Annotated in this window: 17 protein-coding genes and 2 tRNA genes; 5 read left to right on the top strand and 14 right to left on the bottom strand. The window is 39.1% G+C overall.

The genetic code is table 11. The features are described from left to right. The first annotated feature begins 32 nt into the window (after positions 1-32). Positions 33-1,304 (top strand): diaminopimelate decarboxylase, encoded by a 1,272-nt coding sequence (locus tag EHQ52_RS04200; protein WP_135614031.1) that lies wholly within the window; start codon positions 33-35, stop codon positions 1,302-1,304. Next, positions 1,279-1,989: an IspD/TarI family cytidylyltransferase gene (locus tag EHQ52_RS04195; RefSeq protein WP_135614030.1), complete on the top strand. Its 711-nt coding sequence runs from the start codon at positions 1,279-1,281 to the stop codon at positions 1,987-1,989. Before EHQ52_RS04200 ends, EHQ52_RS04195 begins: the two co-directional genes overlap by 26 nt. A gap of 196 nt (positions 1,990-2,185) precedes the next feature. Here EHQ52_RS04195 and EHQ52_RS04190 read toward each other — a convergent pair whose 3' ends face one another. From EHQ52_RS04190 to coaE, 9 genes are all read right to left on the bottom strand, one after another. Next, entirely contained in the window at positions 2,186-2,812 is a 627-nt protein-coding gene (locus tag EHQ52_RS04190) for an ankyrin repeat domain-containing protein (protein WP_135614029.1), read from the bottom strand. Between the two features lie 42 nt (positions 2,813-2,854). Beyond that, complete coding sequence (locus EHQ52_RS04185; RefSeq protein ID WP_135614028.1) at positions 2,855-3,535, bottom strand: hypothetical protein; 681 nt, start codon at positions 3,533-3,535, stop codon at positions 2,855-2,857. Between the two features lie 179 nt (positions 3,536-3,714). Beyond that, positions 3,715-3,796: transfer RNA gene (locus EHQ52_RS04180), tRNA-Leu, on the bottom strand. Positions 3,797-3,877: 81 nt separating this feature from the next. Then, positions 3,878-5,449, bottom strand: coding sequence for a methyl-accepting chemotaxis protein (locus EHQ52_RS04175; protein ID WP_135614027.1), 1,572 nt, complete (start codon positions 5,447-5,449; stop codon positions 3,878-3,880). 145 nt (positions 5,450-5,594) lie between these two features. After that, positions 5,595-6,413: a CPBP family intramembrane glutamic endopeptidase gene (locus EHQ52_RS04170; protein WP_135614026.1), complete on the bottom strand. Its 819-nt coding sequence runs from the start codon at positions 6,411-6,413 to the stop codon at positions 5,595-5,597. A gap of 29 nt (positions 6,414-6,442) precedes the next feature. Continuing rightward, positions 6,443-7,126 carry a hypothetical protein gene (locus EHQ52_RS04165; RefSeq protein ID WP_135615642.1) on the bottom strand — a complete coding sequence of 228 codons (684 nt, stop codon included), beginning with the start codon at positions 7,124-7,126 and terminating at the stop codon, positions 6,443-6,445. A 96-nt stretch (positions 7,127-7,222) separates the two neighbouring features. Next, positions 7,223-7,873, bottom strand: coding sequence for an FFLEELY motif protein (locus EHQ52_RS04160; RefSeq protein WP_135614025.1), 651 nt, complete (start codon positions 7,871-7,873; stop codon positions 7,223-7,225). A gap of 87 nt (positions 7,874-7,960) precedes the next feature. Then, complete coding sequence (locus tag EHQ52_RS04155; protein ID WP_135614024.1) at positions 7,961-8,626, bottom strand: SPOR domain-containing protein; 666 nt, start codon at positions 8,624-8,626, stop codon at positions 7,961-7,963. Further along, positions 8,623-9,249 carry a dephospho-CoA kinase gene (coaE, locus tag EHQ52_RS04150; RefSeq protein WP_135614023.1) on the bottom strand — a complete coding sequence of 209 codons (627 nt, stop codon included), beginning with the start codon at positions 9,247-9,249 and terminating at the stop codon, positions 8,623-8,625. Before coaE ends, EHQ52_RS04155 begins: the two co-directional genes overlap by 4 nt. A gap of 1,087 nt (positions 9,250-10,336) precedes the next feature. On the opposite strand from coaE, the gene EHQ52_RS04145 reads away from it, so the two are divergent. Next, positions 10,337-10,576 (top strand): hypothetical protein, encoded by a 240-nt coding sequence (locus EHQ52_RS04145; protein ID WP_008593308.1) that lies wholly within the window; start codon positions 10,337-10,339, stop codon positions 10,574-10,576. Positions 10,577-10,584: 8 nt separating this feature from the next. On the opposite strand, the gene EHQ52_RS04140 is transcribed toward EHQ52_RS04145, so the two are convergent. Then, positions 10,585-10,657 (bottom strand) — tRNA-Phe (locus EHQ52_RS04140). A gap of 39 nt (positions 10,658-10,696) precedes the next feature. On the opposite strand from EHQ52_RS04140, the gene EHQ52_RS04135 reads away from it, so the two are divergent. Continuing rightward, the gene (locus tag EHQ52_RS04135; protein WP_135614022.1) at positions 10,697-11,398 is read left to right on the top strand and encodes a protein-L-isoaspartate O-methyltransferase family protein; all 702 of its coding nucleotides are present in this window, start codon (positions 10,697-10,699) and stop codon (positions 11,396-11,398) included. 106 nt (positions 11,399-11,504) lie between these two features. Here the strand turns inward: EHQ52_RS04135 and EHQ52_RS04130 are convergent, their stop codons facing one another. From EHQ52_RS04130 to lsa14, 3 genes are read right to left on the bottom strand one after another with little or no spacing between them, the layout of a single operon-like run. After that, entirely contained in the window at positions 11,505-11,843 is a 339-nt protein-coding gene (locus tag EHQ52_RS04130) for a TRL domain-containing protein (protein ID WP_135614021.1), read from the bottom strand. Positions 11,844-11,849: 6 nt separating this feature from the next. After that, positions 11,850-12,176: a TRL-like family protein gene (locus EHQ52_RS04125; RefSeq protein ID WP_135615641.1), complete on the bottom strand. Its 327-nt coding sequence runs from the start codon at positions 12,174-12,176 to the stop codon at positions 11,850-11,852. An 18-nt stretch (positions 12,177-12,194) separates the two neighbouring features. Then, on the bottom strand, positions 12,195-12,662 hold the full coding sequence (lsa14, locus tag EHQ52_RS04120) for an adhesin Lsa14 (RefSeq protein ID WP_135614020.1): 468 nt from the start codon (positions 12,660-12,662) through the stop codon (positions 12,195-12,197). A gap of 152 nt (positions 12,663-12,814) precedes the next feature. Between lsa14 and EHQ52_RS04115 the strand changes: the two genes are divergently transcribed. After that, positions 12,815-13,501, top strand: coding sequence for a Tll0287-like domain-containing protein (locus tag EHQ52_RS04115; RefSeq protein ID WP_341867163.1), 687 nt, complete (start codon positions 12,815-12,817; stop codon positions 13,499-13,501). A gap of 99 nt (positions 13,502-13,600) precedes the next feature. Here EHQ52_RS04115 and EHQ52_RS04110 read toward each other — a convergent pair whose 3' ends face one another. After that, on the bottom strand, positions 13,601-14,497 hold the full coding sequence (locus EHQ52_RS04110) for a porin OmpL1 (protein ID WP_135614018.1): 897 nt from the start codon (positions 14,495-14,497) through the stop codon (positions 13,601-13,603). Positions 14,498-14,694 lie beyond the last annotated feature (197 nt).

The following is a 14,694-nucleotide window of genomic DNA, read 5'->3' as shown; positions in this document are numbered from 1 at the left end:
GCCTAGAACTATCTAGAAAACCCTCTAACCCTATGCAATCAATAGAAAATCTTAAATTTTTGACCCCCGAAGAAGCTAGAAAAATCGCAACAAATTTCGGAACCCCACTTTTTGTGTACTCTCGCAAAGGAATCGAAAAAAGTTGCGATGATACACTTGCCTTTCCTAACGCTTTCGGTCTGACCGTTCGATTCGCAATGAAAGCAAATCCAGGCAGAACAGTTCTGGAAATATTAAAGAAGAAGGGCATACATATAGACGCATCTTCTGAACACGAAGTGAAACGTGCGATACTCGCAGGATTCAAACCTTCTGATATTCTACTCACTTCTCAGCAATTAGCAAAATCCTTAAAGGATTTGATCCCACAAGGAGTTCAATTCAACGCATGTTCTCTCAGGCAGCTGGAAGAATTCGGAAAAAACTTCCCAGGGAAAGAAGTAAGCGTTCGTTTTAATCCTGGTTTAGGTTCCGGAGCTACTAAGAAGACTGATGTAGGAGGTAAAACATCCTCCTTCGGTATCTGGCATGAAGAGATCGGAAAAGTAAAAGAGATCGTTTCTAAATACGGACTCAAACTGGTCCGAGTTCATACTCATATAGGTTCCGGTTCCGATCCAGAAGTTTGGAAGGCAGTTGCTCATTATACCTTAGAGATCGCAGCACAATTCCCAGATTGTAGGACCGTGAATCTGGGCGGTGGTTTCAAAGTGGGAAGAATGATCGGCGAAAAAACAACTGATCCTCAAAGTATTGGAAAACCTGTAAAAGAACTTTTCGAAAATTACGCCAAAGAAAAAGGCATCCAGCTCAAAATGGAAATAGAGCCAGGTTCCTTCTTAATGGTGAATAACGGAGCAATCCTTACTCAGGTAGATGATATTATCTCCACTGGAGATGGTGGATATACATTCGTAAAACTAGACATGGGAATGGATGTGAATACAAGACCTGCTTTATATGCAGCAAAACATCCATTGATCGTCATTTCACAAAAAGAAAACTCCGAACAAAAGACCGGTGACTTTGTATACGTAGGACATTGTTGCGAAAGTGGAGACTTGATCACTCAGGAAGAAGGAGGTGGACCCCAACTTAGGACCACGCATACTCCTGAGATCGGAGACTTAGTGGTGATGGAAGGAACAGGAGCTTATTGTTCTTCAATGTCTACAAAGAACTATAATTCTTATCCGGAAACTTCCGAAGTATTGATCGATACAGACGGAACAACCAAACTTGTAAGACAAAGACAAACTCTGGAACAAATCCTAGAAAATGAACTCCTGGTTTCCCTCGGGTAATATTTATCTACTACTTCTTTCGGGAGGAACAGGCTCCCGGATAGGGTCAGATATTCCGAAACAATTTTTAGAATTAAACGGAAAATCGATCTTACTTCATAGTCTGGAAACTTTTCTAGATTGGGGAAAAACTAAAAGTATCATCCTCGTATCTCATAAAGATTATATCCTAAAATCCGAAACACTTTGTTCTCCCTTATTTAGAGAAAGAGATAGAATTGTAGAAGGCGGGGACACTCGACACGGCTCCACATTAGCTGGAATATCCAGCATTCAATTTTCTGCAAATGATATCATTCTGATCCACGATGCTGCAAGACCTTTCATTTCTCCGGATGATCTGGATAGATTATCTAGTGCCACAGAAGAATTTGGTGTGGCAACACTTGCTTCTAAAAATCATGAAACAGTTTTAGAAGAAGAAAAAGACAGCCTCAAATTTTTAAACCGCGAGAAGATCTGGTTCATGAAAACTCCGCAAGGAATTCGTGGAGATATCCTGAAAAAGATCCTGGAAAAACCATCCACAACAGAACCGACAGATCTATGCACCTGGACGCAAGGACATGGGATTGGTTCTAAATTAGTGGAATCTAATCCTTATAATCTGAAAATTACAGAAAAGTCGGACCTTGCCTTAGCAGAGGCGATTTTGCCACTCTTCCAGAGTTGGAAGAAGGAGTAGGGGGCCGCGCCCTTCGGGCCAGGCTCTCACCTCCGGTCAAAAATTCGTATGCACGATTTTTTGACCCCGGCTCGATCCTTCGCGGTTTGCGAGAGAGGTATTTTATTCTAATATTAATCAGTTGGAATACCTGATATTCGATTACTTGAAGATAACCGATTTTTTATAAAACTTTTAGCTTTTTATGAAATTAATATTAACGGCTAATATTAGAGTGGGATTCCAGAATCTTTATCATTTCTGTGTCCTCATTGTCCTTAGCGTAATCCATGGCAGATCTGCCTTCTTTATTTCTTCTTGATAGATTGAATTTACGTTTTGTAAGAAGCAATTTGACTATTTCATATTTTTTATTTTTTACCGGTACTATTAATGCATCGTCACCTAGGTTATCGACTGCATTTGAATCAGCTCCTTTTGACAGTAGAAATTCCACTACCTTGTAGTGATTTTCATTCGTTTCTTGTTGATGCGTTGCTGTTAATAAAGCTGTGCATCCGCACTTTTCTGAGCGAAAATCGATCTTAGCGCCTTTAGAGATTAGAAATTTAACGGTATCTAAATGACCGTACGCGGAAGCAAGCATTAAGGCTGTCCAATCATCTGGAGGAGAAACTCTGTCAATAGCCGAATAGTTATTTTTGAATAGTTTTTCGATTCCGTTGGTGTTTCCGAATCTCGCTAATAGATGGATCGGGTAGTCTATGTATGCTTCTTCAATGAAGAAGTCTTGTGCATGGTCTCTGTGTTCTGTCGAACTACATGCGGCAGATAATAAGCTTGCAATGAAGGCAATTAGAAAGGTTTTTTTAAAAAGATTCATATAATTTTATACTCAATAATTAAAATCAAAAATAATTAGGCTCTAATATCTTATAATTTTGAAATACTCAATGGAACCCCTATCCGAATCTCCCGTCGAAATCGCAACCTTGAAGTTTTTGACTTTTCCAATCGTATGCTTGTAACGGAATGATCCATCCAGAAAGAAAAAAAGATCAGATCCTATTTTTCGTATCGTTATGATTTGGAATTTATCATTTTTGTTTTTCCGATCTGAGTAACGTAGTATCCATTTTTCTTGATTGTCTATTGAGAAGGATCCGTTCAAATTTACAGTTGATTCAATAAAATCTTCTCCATCGTTTAAATCCACAAGCGCAATTCCTACATAAAACTGAGGTTTATCTTTTCTTCCTAACACAGAAGCTTCGATCTCAAAATCTCCTTCATAAGGTATAGTAAAAAGTGACTTTATATGCCTACTCTTACCATCAAAAGATTGAAAGTGATAAATTCCATTTTCGATCTTTGCTACAAATTCCTTACTTTCTCCTGTCGTAAAAAGTAGATTGGGTTTATCGAATTCGGAAATAACGGACTTTATAGGAGTGCGAAGATACTTAAATTCTTCAGGATTAGTAAGTAAAAAATAACTAATAAACGATTCATTGTAAAAGTTTTTTGATATATTAAGAATAATGACTATCAAAAAAAAGAAAGGGTTTTGAGATTTTGCAATTGGAGAGGACTCGCCGTTACGCACTTTGCCTTCCTGGCAAAGTTTGCTCCACGGCGTCTTTTTCGCGCCCTTCGCCATCCATGGCTTGGGACGAGTTTGCTTACGCTCCCTATGGGTCGCTGCAAACTCTTTCGCTCAAAAGCTTCGAGTCCCTCGAGTTTTGTTCAATTAGAATGTTTGATTATTTTAAAGAGGAAAGTTTTTGCGAGTGGAGGGACTCGAACCCCCACACATTACTGCACCAGAACCTAAATCTGGCGTGTCTACCAATTTCACCACACTCGCGAATGGGTTACGAAAGTCAGTGTTTCAACGGATGCCGGGAAGTCAAGAATATTGAACTTCTAAAAACTGCCCGGCGAGTCTTTACTGAACGACTAATCTTTTGGATTGTTCCGAAAGTTCCTCTAAGCTGGCTCTCATTCTATTAGAACCTTCCGAAATGATATTCGAAGATTGTTCGATAGAAGAAAGTGCCTGGACTACTTCTTTAGTTCCGTTCTTCTGCTCGCTCGCAATGGATTCGATCTGTCTGGATAGATCGAATAGTTCGCGGAAAGATTTTAGGAAGGACTCATGGATTTTTCCCTGGTTTTCCACTCTGGATCTCAATTGGCCAAGGTTGTCTACTATAGAAGTAAATCCAGATTCTTGTACGGAAACTTTTCGTTTTGTTTCTTCTGCAGCTGTGTTTCCGTTTGTGATCAGTTTTGCCGCTTCTCCAATAATTTTAGAAATTGTGGCTGCGTTTTCAGAAGCACTGTCTGCAAGTTTTGCTACTTCTTGCGCAACTACCGCGAATCCTTTTCCATGTTCTCCAGCCCTTGCTGCCTCGATAGAAGCATTTAATGCTAGTAAATTGGTTCTGTCCGCGATCTCTCTCATGATATCGTTTACATCTTGGACTTTTTGGAAGGATTTACTCACTTCTCCAAAATTATTTCCCAATACTTCCATTGCTCCGGAAACATCTTTGCTGTACACTTTGGATTCTTCAGTTGTTTTAGAGAGAGAGTCCGTTGAGATGCGCACTTCTTTTAAGATCGAATTTAATGTATCACTCTCTTTGTTCAGCTCTTCTATTTTCCCGAACTGAGCCTTTACAAATTCAGCCGCGCTATCTGTAGATGCTGCCAATTCTTCTAAAGACGCGCTGATCTGTTCCATACTAGAAACCTGGCTTTGGATCTCTGAGTTCAGAGTATCCATTTCGTTTTTCATCTCTGAAGTATTTTTGTTTAGTGTAGAAGCTTCGCTAGTGATTCTATCTTTTGCCTTCTCCGCTTCTTCACTTTTTGCTTCTGCCTCAACGGTGGACTTGATTGCCACATCTGAAACTGAAACTAAAAATTTTACTACCGAAGTTAAGATATGAATTCCTAAAACGAAAAATACAAATCGTATGATCTCAAAAAATACGGAGATCTCAGTCGCCTTGTCGGTATTATATTTGAACTCTACTCCATTCAACCATGCGAAATAATCCATGGAGAATGTTCCGATCAATGCTAGATACCCAACCATCAAAGTAGTTTTAGGGGAAAGAAGAAGTCCTGAATAGATCATCACGAAAAAATATAACATGATGAAGAATGGCATCTTCAATGTTCCGACCATCGCTTCTGCATTCGCAGCAAAAATGGTTACAGTGATGAAGATGAGTGAATACATTAAAATATCTAAGAATACACAGAGAGTTACAAAAGAACTTTTGAGTTTTCCTTTTTTGAGTAAATAGATCTGAGTGACCCCGTAACCGAAAACTGTGAGCTCTATTAAGAAGTTGATGAGTGTACTGGTTTGAGAACTGGAACCTTGAGAGAATAAAGCCAAAACGTTCACAAAAAGCATCACTATAGAAAATCCAATTCGGATCCTGTTGATGCTGATCGCTCCCTTCTCGGAAAAATTTGTAGTTTGGACGGAGTTTTCCACCATTGTTTGTTTGCCTTTCTAATTCTAACGGAGTGACCCGAATATACGAATGGCCGAGATGTTTCGGCCAATACTGTTCGACTTCTAAAAACGAAAAAACTACACAGTTGTAATCCGAATAGAAAAAATGAGTCTTCGGATTGTTAGCTTATACGGTTTTTTCGTTCCTGCTTCTAAATAAAAAGAATGTTAAAGATAGCCCAAAACAAGTAATCAGTAAACCCAAAAGGTCTAGCCAGAGAGGTTGTAGGATCTGAATTTTTCCGACAACTGGTGCTGAAAAACCCGGGATCTCGAGTTTCAATCCGTGTAGTACGATAAGAGGAATTCCGTTAAAGACTGCATGAATTACAATAGAGTTCCAGATCGAATCTGTTTTATAGACCACCCAAGCCATATAGATACCTAAGATACTGGATCCGATAAATTGCCAAGGGTTCATATGGATTAGCCCGAATAAAAAAGAAGAGAGAAGGAAAGAAGATATTACAGAATACTTTCTTAAAAATTTATCTAAGATCACTCCTCTAAACATGAATTCTTCGGTGAGTGGAGCTACTACAGAAAGTAAGATCGCGGCTAAGAATACATTCTCACCATCGAACAATCCTTGGAATAAGTTTATAATGAAATCCGGTTTAGGAAAATACATCGAAAACAGATTATCCACTTCGGAAAGAAGAAAGGAAAAACCAATTGCAGTGATCGCAAAACTGATTACTTCTAAAACTTTTGGAGATCTGAGTCTTAAAACTTCCGTATAATCTTTTTCAGAAATTTTAAGACCGAACCAAATTGCCAGACCAAAAGAAGCTGAGTTTCCAACTGCCGCGATAATCTTTGCGTCTAAATTCAAATTTGCTGCGGATTGAAGGATCGCAAACAGGATCCCTATTCCAAAACCTATAGCTATAACTAAAACGCAAAGACCGAATGCTCCTAAGAATGGATGAATTTTATTTTTCACGAATTAAGAAATACCTCTAAAAATTAAGATCAAGCTGGCAATCTTTTGCCGTCCAGCCAGCCAGCGACCCAAGCAAGAATGGCATAACCTACCAATCCCTGGATAGAAAGTTCAGGAATTGCAAGTGGAGGTGGGAAGAAAGGAGTAGCAATCGCTAAGACCAAAAGTATTCCACCAAAGATCTGCATTCCGTATTTTCCACCAAATGTAGGGCCAGGTTTAGTTGCTCTAAAATATAGGATCAAACCAATCAATGTAAGAGTTACTTCTGCTGCGATGGAAAGAGTTCTATAATGCCAAAGACCGAAACCTATTTTTGGACCTGAATCAAATAGAATAGGTAGATCCTTTGTATGCATTGGAAGATCTAAAAAATAATGAGATAGAACTGTTAAACCGATAAGTCCTGAAATTTTGTTCTTTAAAGAATCTGAATATGGTTTGGATCTTAGAAAAACGAATTTAAATATCAAAAAACATAAGATAGACCAGCCAATTCCTCCCACTAAACTATGAGTGATCGGCATATAATAAAGATCAAAATTATTTACTTCAGTAAAACCAGGAACGAATCTGATACCTTCGATCCCGAATAAAATAAAGATCATAAACAGAATATCTACGAACTGAACTCCCACAAAACTCGCCCAAAGAGGAGTTTTAGGCTCTGCTTTTTTAGAAGCGAAAGAAACGCTATAATGTCCTATAAACATGAGTTTGCCCCAAGGCCAAAGATCCGGCCGGAGCAAAGGATCTAGGAAATCTAAAAAAAGGCAAGAGGGAATCCGAAAAGGAGTTCTTTGGAAAAATTAAAATTGGATCGGCTCGTGTTTTTCGCCGTTGATCAGTTTACCTAAAAGTCTGTTTTCTCTATCTATAAATGAATCAATGAATGGTTGTAAATCTTTTATCTTTGAAGATAGATTATAACCTGCTTCCATAGTATCTACTAAAGAAGTAGCTCCTACCATGGATGCTGCAACTTTGATCGGTGCCATGATGAGTTTTACCATAGGAAGTTTTGAAAGAGAGAAGAAAAACTTTAGAGTATCTCCCACCATGCTGATCTGAGCTCTTCTATCTTCGAATCTGCCGGTCGCACCCAAGGCTGCATAAAGGCTTTCTTGAGGAATTTCTCCATTCTCCATTAGATTGTTTTCGATCACTACTTTTGCAGTATCGAAATCTAACGAATCGGTGAGTTTGTTTAGTAGAATAATCTGATGGATATTGTCGGTCATGGACTTACCCGCGACCGTTTTCAATTTTTCGTATAAACTTTCGAGTGCATTATCTCTTTCTTCTTTATTGGTAGGAGCATAAAGATTGTTTTCGAAAAAGGAAGGAATTCCGTCGTATCCCTTAATCGATGTTAAAAGATCCGAATATGTATGACGCAATCTTTCGATTGTGGATCTGACAACGGCAAGACGAACTGGTTCGAGTTCTTTCAGATCCATTTCTGTTAACAACGAACTTGGGGTTTTACGGTTCCTGGGTCAATTGAAAAAATATAGAAGATCGGCCGGCGGAATATGGAAAAAAAATTATTCCTTAGAGACCAAAGCGTTTTCTTTCAAGTTGCCCGGAAGTTTTTTCATGGATTTTTCAGCGTCATCTTTGGACGGAAAATTTCCCATACGAACAGTAAAATAACCGTTTTTGGTTTTTTTCACGTAGGACTTCCCACCTAAAGACGACTTGAGTTCATCTGCCTTTTCTTTAGTCTTGAACGCCGCTACTTGGACAAAAAAATCATTATCAGCCTTGTGGACTGCCGCCTTACGAGGAGAAGTATGGACTGATTTCTTGGATTCCTTTTCTTTCCGAACTAATTTTTTTTCAGGATGAGAAGAAGATGGAGCTTCTACTTCTATTTTAGATGGTTCTTCTTTTTTTGCAGGAGAAATATCAGATCTTAGGTCCACAACTTCTGCACCAGGAGGAAGATTTCTAAATTTAACTTCTTCTTCTTTTTTAATATTAGAAGTCGCCGATGATTCTTCCATAGCTTGGTTTACTGTGGAAGAAGATAAGGATTGTATATTATCTCTATTGGAGTTCAGAGCCAGGTCGTCTTGCACTTGGCCTCTCTTTCTACCTACGGAAACTCCTAAGAAGAAGAATGAAAAAAGAAGTCCCACTAAAAATAGAGAGAGTAGGGAGATCCTTTTATTGTCCAGATTGATGACGTAGAAAATTTTTTCCTTCATTTCATTCTTCCTTTTAACTCAGCGTACAAATATTCGCATTCTTTACGAAGGTCCAGCAAATCCCCTGTGTTCTTAATGGAATAGTCGGCCTTCTTCGCTTTTTCCTGAAGTGAAAGCTGGCTTTTTGCCCTGGCTTCCGCTTCTTCTTTGCTGATCCCGTCCCTTTTTACTGTCCTTTCTAAAGAAACTTCGGGGTCTGAGATCACACAAACAGTAGCATCACAAAGTGTATAGGAGTCGGTTTCAAATAGAAGTGGGACTTCCCACAGCACCAGGCTTGCTTCTTTCAAGCCACCCAGAACTTCCAAAAACTCCTTACGTATCCTTGGATGGGTCAAAGAGTTTAGGATCTTGAGTTTTTCGGGATTACCGAATACCAACGTGGCGATCCTTTTTCGATCTATCTTACCAAACTCATCCAGGATTTCTGGACCCAAGGAATCTATCAGTTCCTTAGAGATCGGGCTGTCTGGATCCGTATATTTACGTGCAATCTCGTCAGCACTGATCCTAACTCCGCCCAACTCTTCTAAGATCCGAGCAGCAGTGGATTTGCCTCCACCGATCATCCCAGTGATCCCGACAAGAAAAGTCCCGTCAGTTCTAAGAGAGGACCGAGTCATTGGGAAAGATTATAGGAAAAGGCTTTTTAGTACAAGCTTTTTAATGCGCCTATTTTGGCCGCGTCCCTCGCAAACGCTCGGGTCAGGCTCTACGCTTCAATCAGCGAAGCACCATAACAGTTTTCTAATTTAATACTAATGCGATATTACGATGGTGCATCGCCGGATTTACGCTACGATCCTTCGCAGGTTCTGAAAGGAATACCTTTCTTTATTTCCAAGCCTCCATGTGAAACTTTATTGCATTCATTTTCTCACACAGAGGCGCAGAGCCGCTAAGGGTTTTTAGAACGGGGAAAACTCCTCTCTCTCAAGGAAATTTTACCTAAAATACAGACCAGGATCGCCATCGCCAGATGCGTCCTTTTGAGACCTCGACAAAGATCTCCCATTAGTGTATTTTAAAGGGAAATTTCTCCCGCTTGGAGTTGATAAGTCGGGGAACTTTACTATATTACGTTCGCCAAAATCATAAAAGGAGGCTCAAAAATTGCTAATCATAGAGAAATCCATTGTACTTCATCTTCTCTTCACGGGATTGTTTGGAGAAAAACAAGATAGCAAGTCGCTACTAATTAAATAGCTCGAGATTCTGAGTTTGGAAGCTTCGGAAAGAAATCTAAAAATTTCCTCCGATATCCTTACAAATGCTAATTTTGGGAGAAACTTACTAATAGAAGGGTGAGGACTTACGACATCGGATCTTTTCCGATAATTGGCAGTCTTGCTATTCTAAAACTGTGGCACAAAAAGCCAAGGAGAAACGAGAGTTATGAACTTGAAACTGATACTTATAGTTTTAAAGATTCTGAGCGAATTCGGAGAGTTTATTAAAGTAATCTTGGAAATACTCCAGAACTTTCAAACATGAAACTTCAGGAGAGCGAAGGATTTTCTTTTAAGAGATCCTTTGCCTCTTCCTGAAATTTTGTGCGATATTATACGTAACTGCTTCGGGTTGTCTCGGATATAAAAACTCCAGATGCTATGATCGCGGTTAGCCCTTACTCGTGGGTTTGGAATACCTTATCAATGAACAGAATAAATCTCTTTCCAAAAGATCTAGACTTGATAGAGCGGTAGAATCATGAAATACTTGGAAACTTCTCAAATCATCCCAGCAAAGGGGATGTCCTACACGATGTACGAAATCGAAGGGGAGGACCAGATTTTACGGATGCTTACTTATATACCGGACACGGACGAGATACATATCTACCCTAAACCGCCGGTAAAAAAATTATATAAGCCCGAACTTTGCAAACAAGTAGAGGATCTGGTATTTACAGAATTATGGAAATTGGGAGAGGAAAGGAAGAACGGATAATCGGGTTTTGGCTTCGGGCAGAATCGAACTGCCGACACAAGGATTTTCAGTCCTCTGCTCTACCGACTGAGCTACAAAGCCGAACCCATAACCAAACTACTGAGCCGGGCCTATACGTCAATGGAAAATCCTGATTTAGGCTTCGTCTCCAAATTTGATGATGAGGGGACTGTTCTTGCAAGAGAGAGAATGGTTCGAACCCAAATTTTAGAAAGAGGGATCAAGGACCCAAATTTACTTTCTGCATTTCTAAAAGTTCCCAGACATATTTTCCTTCCTGAAAAATTTAGAGAATATTCTTACGATGATAAAGCAGTTCCGATCGGTGAAGAACAAACTATCTCCCAACCATATATAGTCGCCTATATCGCTGATCAACTCCAGGTTAGATCCGGAGATATAATTTTAGAAATAGGCACAGGTTCTGGATATTTAGCCGCAATTTTAGATTCGCTCGGAGCAAAACTGATCTCATCAGAGATCATTCCTGAATTATACGAACGATCTTTAGAAGTTTTAGAAAGTTGGTCTCCAGGGTTTACTAAAAGAAATAAGATCCTATTTGGAGACGCGTTACTCCTCACTCAAACAAAAGGGAAATTTTCCAAGTTTGTGTCTTCTGCATGTTTCCCAAAAATCCCAGGACCCGGAAGTTTAGTCTTTGAATCTCTACCGGAAGAAGGGACCGCCGTTCTTCCGGTAGAATGGAAAGAAGAAGTACAATATCTTCTTACATTAAGAAAAAAACAAAATCACTTTGAAGAAACAAACAGATTGCCTGTGAAGTTTGTTCCCCTTTTAGGGAGAATAGATTTGGTTTGAGGTAAAATAAGAAAACCCGAAGGATAAAATCTCTTCGGGTTTTACAAGGATTCCTTTCAGAACTATACCCAATAACTGGATTGTAGTAAGAAAGAATTTGTAAGGCTTATTCTCCGTAAACTACTACACACTCTCTCGAAAAAATAGGTGCGAAAACTGATAGTACACTTTTATCAACTACTGCAATTTTCTTGATTCCTGCTTTTTGCGCCGCTTCGATAATGCTTCCTTCTCCGCCTGAATAGAAGAAAACATTCAAAAGTGAGTAAATGTTACAAGACTGACCGCTTTTTAGGATTTTTGCATCAGTTGGTCCTCCGGTAGGAGTTCCAGAGACATGATATTCTGCTGAACCAAAAATTGCTGCAGGCAAGATACTTGTTGCACAATTGAATGAAGCAAAAGAGCTAAAGGAAATTAATATTAAAAATATTGTCTTTTTCATAAATAGTTATTCTCCCACAACGATGGTGCAATAATTTCTATAAACTAAAGTTAGAACAGACATTGTAGAATGATCTATCGTTGCTATTTTTGTTATTTTATTTGCTAAAGCAATTTGACCTACCCCGGAGTCGCCCCAAGTAACAAGACCCAGGACGCTTCTCGTGCAACCTTCAGCTTTTTTGACAGAGGCTACATTATTCAGTGTGTTGAATTCACCTGGAAATTCAGTTCCAGCATAGATAAACCCTCCTACTGGTCCATTTGAACAATTCGTGAAAGAGCCTAGTATGATTCCCACGGCAATTAATATTTTGATCGTTATATGTTTCATTGTCTTGGCCATTTTGGATTATCTTTTCTTTGGAGTTAGGTTTGGATCAGCGGAAAGAACTGGAATTGTGGATGATGGCGTGCTAGAACCAGCACTACCTGTAATCACCGTACAAAAGCTATGGTAAACACCTTCTAAAATTGCAAACTGCTCATAATTGACCGCCGCGATCTTATTGATCTTTCCATTTTCTTTAGCGGCCGCTAATGATGAATCACCGAAAGCGATTAAGTTGAGAATACTTCGGCTGCAAGCTGTTCCAGTTAAGTTCGCTTCCGCTCCGAAGCCGATCTGGCCGGGTATATCCCCACTATGAATTAAGTAGGCTCCTTTAGTAACAAGAGGGCTTAAGCCTAACACGAATCCATAATTTTTAGTGGGATTTGTGTTTGGAGTAGCTCCTATAGTATTCCCAAAATTTGCACCGGTGCAATTGGCAAATCCAATGAATAAAAAACAGCTGAAAATAAGTAATTTAACCTTCATTCAACCTTATCCTATTATAAACTCGTAATTCCCGAAACGAAGTTAGAAGAATTACGGATAACGGACAGTCAAAGCAGAAGATCAAACCTTTCAACTTGAAAATTTTCTAGTAATGGTAAAAACATGATTTTCATTCGTAAAGAATTTGTTTAGTGAAATCTTCCAAATTGGATAGAGTTTGTCTAAACTTATCGCAAGATTATTATATTAATTGGCAAAAACGGATTGGATCGCATTATCGTTTTGTGAAATTCTCCAGATTATTTCATTCGGAAGGGATTTATTTTCGAGCTTTCATTATCTGCATAAGCTTGGCTTCATTATCATTCTGTGTTAGAGAAGAGGATGCAGAAAGGAAAGCAATTCTCATGAAACTCTTCTCCGAATCTGAAGAGAGTTTAACGAAAGATTTAAAGGACTCGATCCGTAAAAAAGGAAGTCTTGCTTCTCTTGTGACCTGCCGTACTTTCTCGGAAGAAAAAGAGAAGAATCTTATATTCACATATCCTAGATTAGATATTCGAAGGGTCTCGGAAAGAAGTCGGAACCCTGATCATCTGCCGAAGGATTGGGAAATAAGAGCGCTTTCCGAATGGAAAGAGTTCGGTTCTAAGGAAAATCCTGCATTCATATTTTCAGAGAGCTTACCAAAGTCTCTTCATTTCATGCGACCGATCTATGTAAATGATCCCGTTTGTCTAAAATGCCATGGAGCAGCAGACCAGATCACTAGTGAGTTGAAAACCGAAATTAAAAGATTGTATCCAAAGGATGGATCCTTCGGATACAAATTAGGAGACCTTATCGGAGCTTATTCAGCTTCTTGGGGGCGTTTATAATAGACATATTCCCTTTAAACTTTTGGGCCCCTTTCTTACATTTCGAGATAGGCTCTCCTTCCTTACGAACCTTTGCACAAACGAAAAAAAGATGTTAACTCAGATCTCGTGTTTATATCCGAATCTATATTGGTTGCCACCTAAAACTTGAGGATATGCAACACTTGGTGCTAAACCTATAATTCCACCTTCAGAGGTAGGATGAGCAATTCCATATTTGAAGGAAAACAAAGTTTCCATTTCCATATATATATGACCCTTATCTGATATTCTTGCCTGTGCACCAAATAGCCAGTTGGGTGCAATTCCGGAGACATTAAATTTTGTGTTTTCCCAATTGGCAGAAGGATCTGTTCCATCTGCAACTAAACCAAGTACTGTTGTATCTGTTATACCCGCAGCAACTAGTAGTTCATGAACATCATTCAAACGATTATTCCCAGCTAAACTCCATCCACCTTTAAAGTAGTGAACTCCTGCTCCAATATAAATGGAAGCATCTTCTGAAACTGAAAGTTTGATCCCAACGTTTACTGGAATTTGGATAGCATTATAGTCCCAGGTCATATGATAGAAAGATTGTCCTGCGAATTTCGCTTCTGTATCTCCGCCCATAACTTTGCGGGTATAATGTGCGTTTACTCTCCAGAAGAATGTTTTTCCAAAGTCTTGCTCATAACCTAAGGAAAGTACAAGTCCAGTCATTGCACCGCTAGTTTTAGCACTTATTAATCCATTAGAAGAATGTTGTAATGTGAGTAGACGGTTTTCAGGAATGACTGCTCTACGAGGAAGAACTCCGGGAGTAGTGTTCGTGCTGTCCATAGTTGCATAATTGCTGGAGGAATCTAAACCATCAGTCGCGATAGTGCTTCCTAAATCCCCTAAATCAAATTGTAGTCCTGCACTACCCATCACGTAAGATTTTGCATTTAAGTAAATTCCAGGTATTAGGAATAGAAGGATCAGAAATGTTCTTCTGGCGGTTTTTATCATGATTATCTCCGGAGTGAGTTTTAAAACATTTTCACTGGAAATGGATACACTCTAAGACAGCCATCGTTTTTTCGTTTTAGGTCATTACATGATTGTTATGTGATAAAGTTTTGAAGAGGGTATTTGTACCCTTAGGGATGGCGAAACTTATATTTCGCTTATTAATTTAGGAAGAAAACTAACGTTTCGGGAGAAGA

Origin of the sequence: Leptospira koniambonensis (genome assembly GCF_004769555.1) — a bacterium.
Lineage (GTDB): Bacteria > Spirochaetota > Leptospiria > Leptospirales > Leptospiraceae > Leptospira_B > Leptospira_B koniambonensis.
This window is presented reverse-complemented; position numbering and strand designations above follow the sequence as displayed.

Coding starts and splice junctions, on each gene's coding strand:
- EHQ52_RS04110 (WP_135614018.1), bottom strand. CDS start 14,497: ATGATAAAAACCGCCAGAAGAACATTTCTGATCCTTCTATTCCTAATA.
- coaE (WP_135614023.1), bottom strand. CDS start 9,249: ATGACTCGGTCCTCTCTTAGAACTGACGGGACTTTTCTTGTCGGGATC.
- EHQ52_RS04125 (WP_135615641.1), bottom strand. CDS start 12,176: ATGAAACATATAACGATCAAAATATTAATTGCCGTGGGAATCATACTA.
- EHQ52_RS04200 (WP_135614031.1), top strand. CDS start 33: ATGCAATCAATAGAAAATCTTAAATTTTTGACCCCCGAAGAAGCTAGA.
- EHQ52_RS04175 (WP_135614027.1), bottom strand. CDS start 5,449: ATGGTGGAAAACTCCGTCCAAACTACAAATTTTTCCGAGAAGGGAGCG.
- lsa14 (WP_135614020.1), bottom strand. CDS start 12,662: ATGAAGGTTAAATTACTTATTTTCAGCTGTTTTTTATTCATTGGATTT.
- EHQ52_RS04145 (WP_008593308.1), top strand. CDS start 10,337: ATGAAATACTTGGAAACTTCTCAAATCATCCCAGCAAAGGGGATGTCC.
- EHQ52_RS04160 (WP_135614025.1), bottom strand. CDS start 7,873: ATGGATCTGAAAGAACTCGAACCAGTTCGTCTTGCCGTTGTCAGATCC.
- EHQ52_RS04195 (WP_135614030.1), top strand. CDS start 1,279: ATGAACTCCTGGTTTCCCTCGGGTAATATTTATCTACTACTTCTTTCG.
- EHQ52_RS04130 (WP_135614021.1), bottom strand. CDS start 11,843: ATGAAAAAGACAATATTTTTAATATTAATTTCCTTTAGCTCTTTTGCT.
- EHQ52_RS04135 (WP_135614022.1), top strand. CDS start 10,697: ATGGAAAATCCTGATTTAGGCTTCGTCTCCAAATTTGATGATGAGGGG.
- EHQ52_RS04155 (WP_135614024.1), bottom strand. CDS start 8,626: ATGAAGGAAAAAATTTTCTACGTCATCAATCTGGACAATAAAAGGATC.
- EHQ52_RS04165 (WP_135615642.1), bottom strand. CDS start 7,126: ATGTTTATAGGACATTATAGCGTTTCTTTCGCTTCTAAAAAAGCAGAG.
- EHQ52_RS04190 (WP_135614029.1), bottom strand. CDS start 2,812: ATGAATCTTTTTAAAAAAACCTTTCTAATTGCCTTCATTGCAAGCTTA.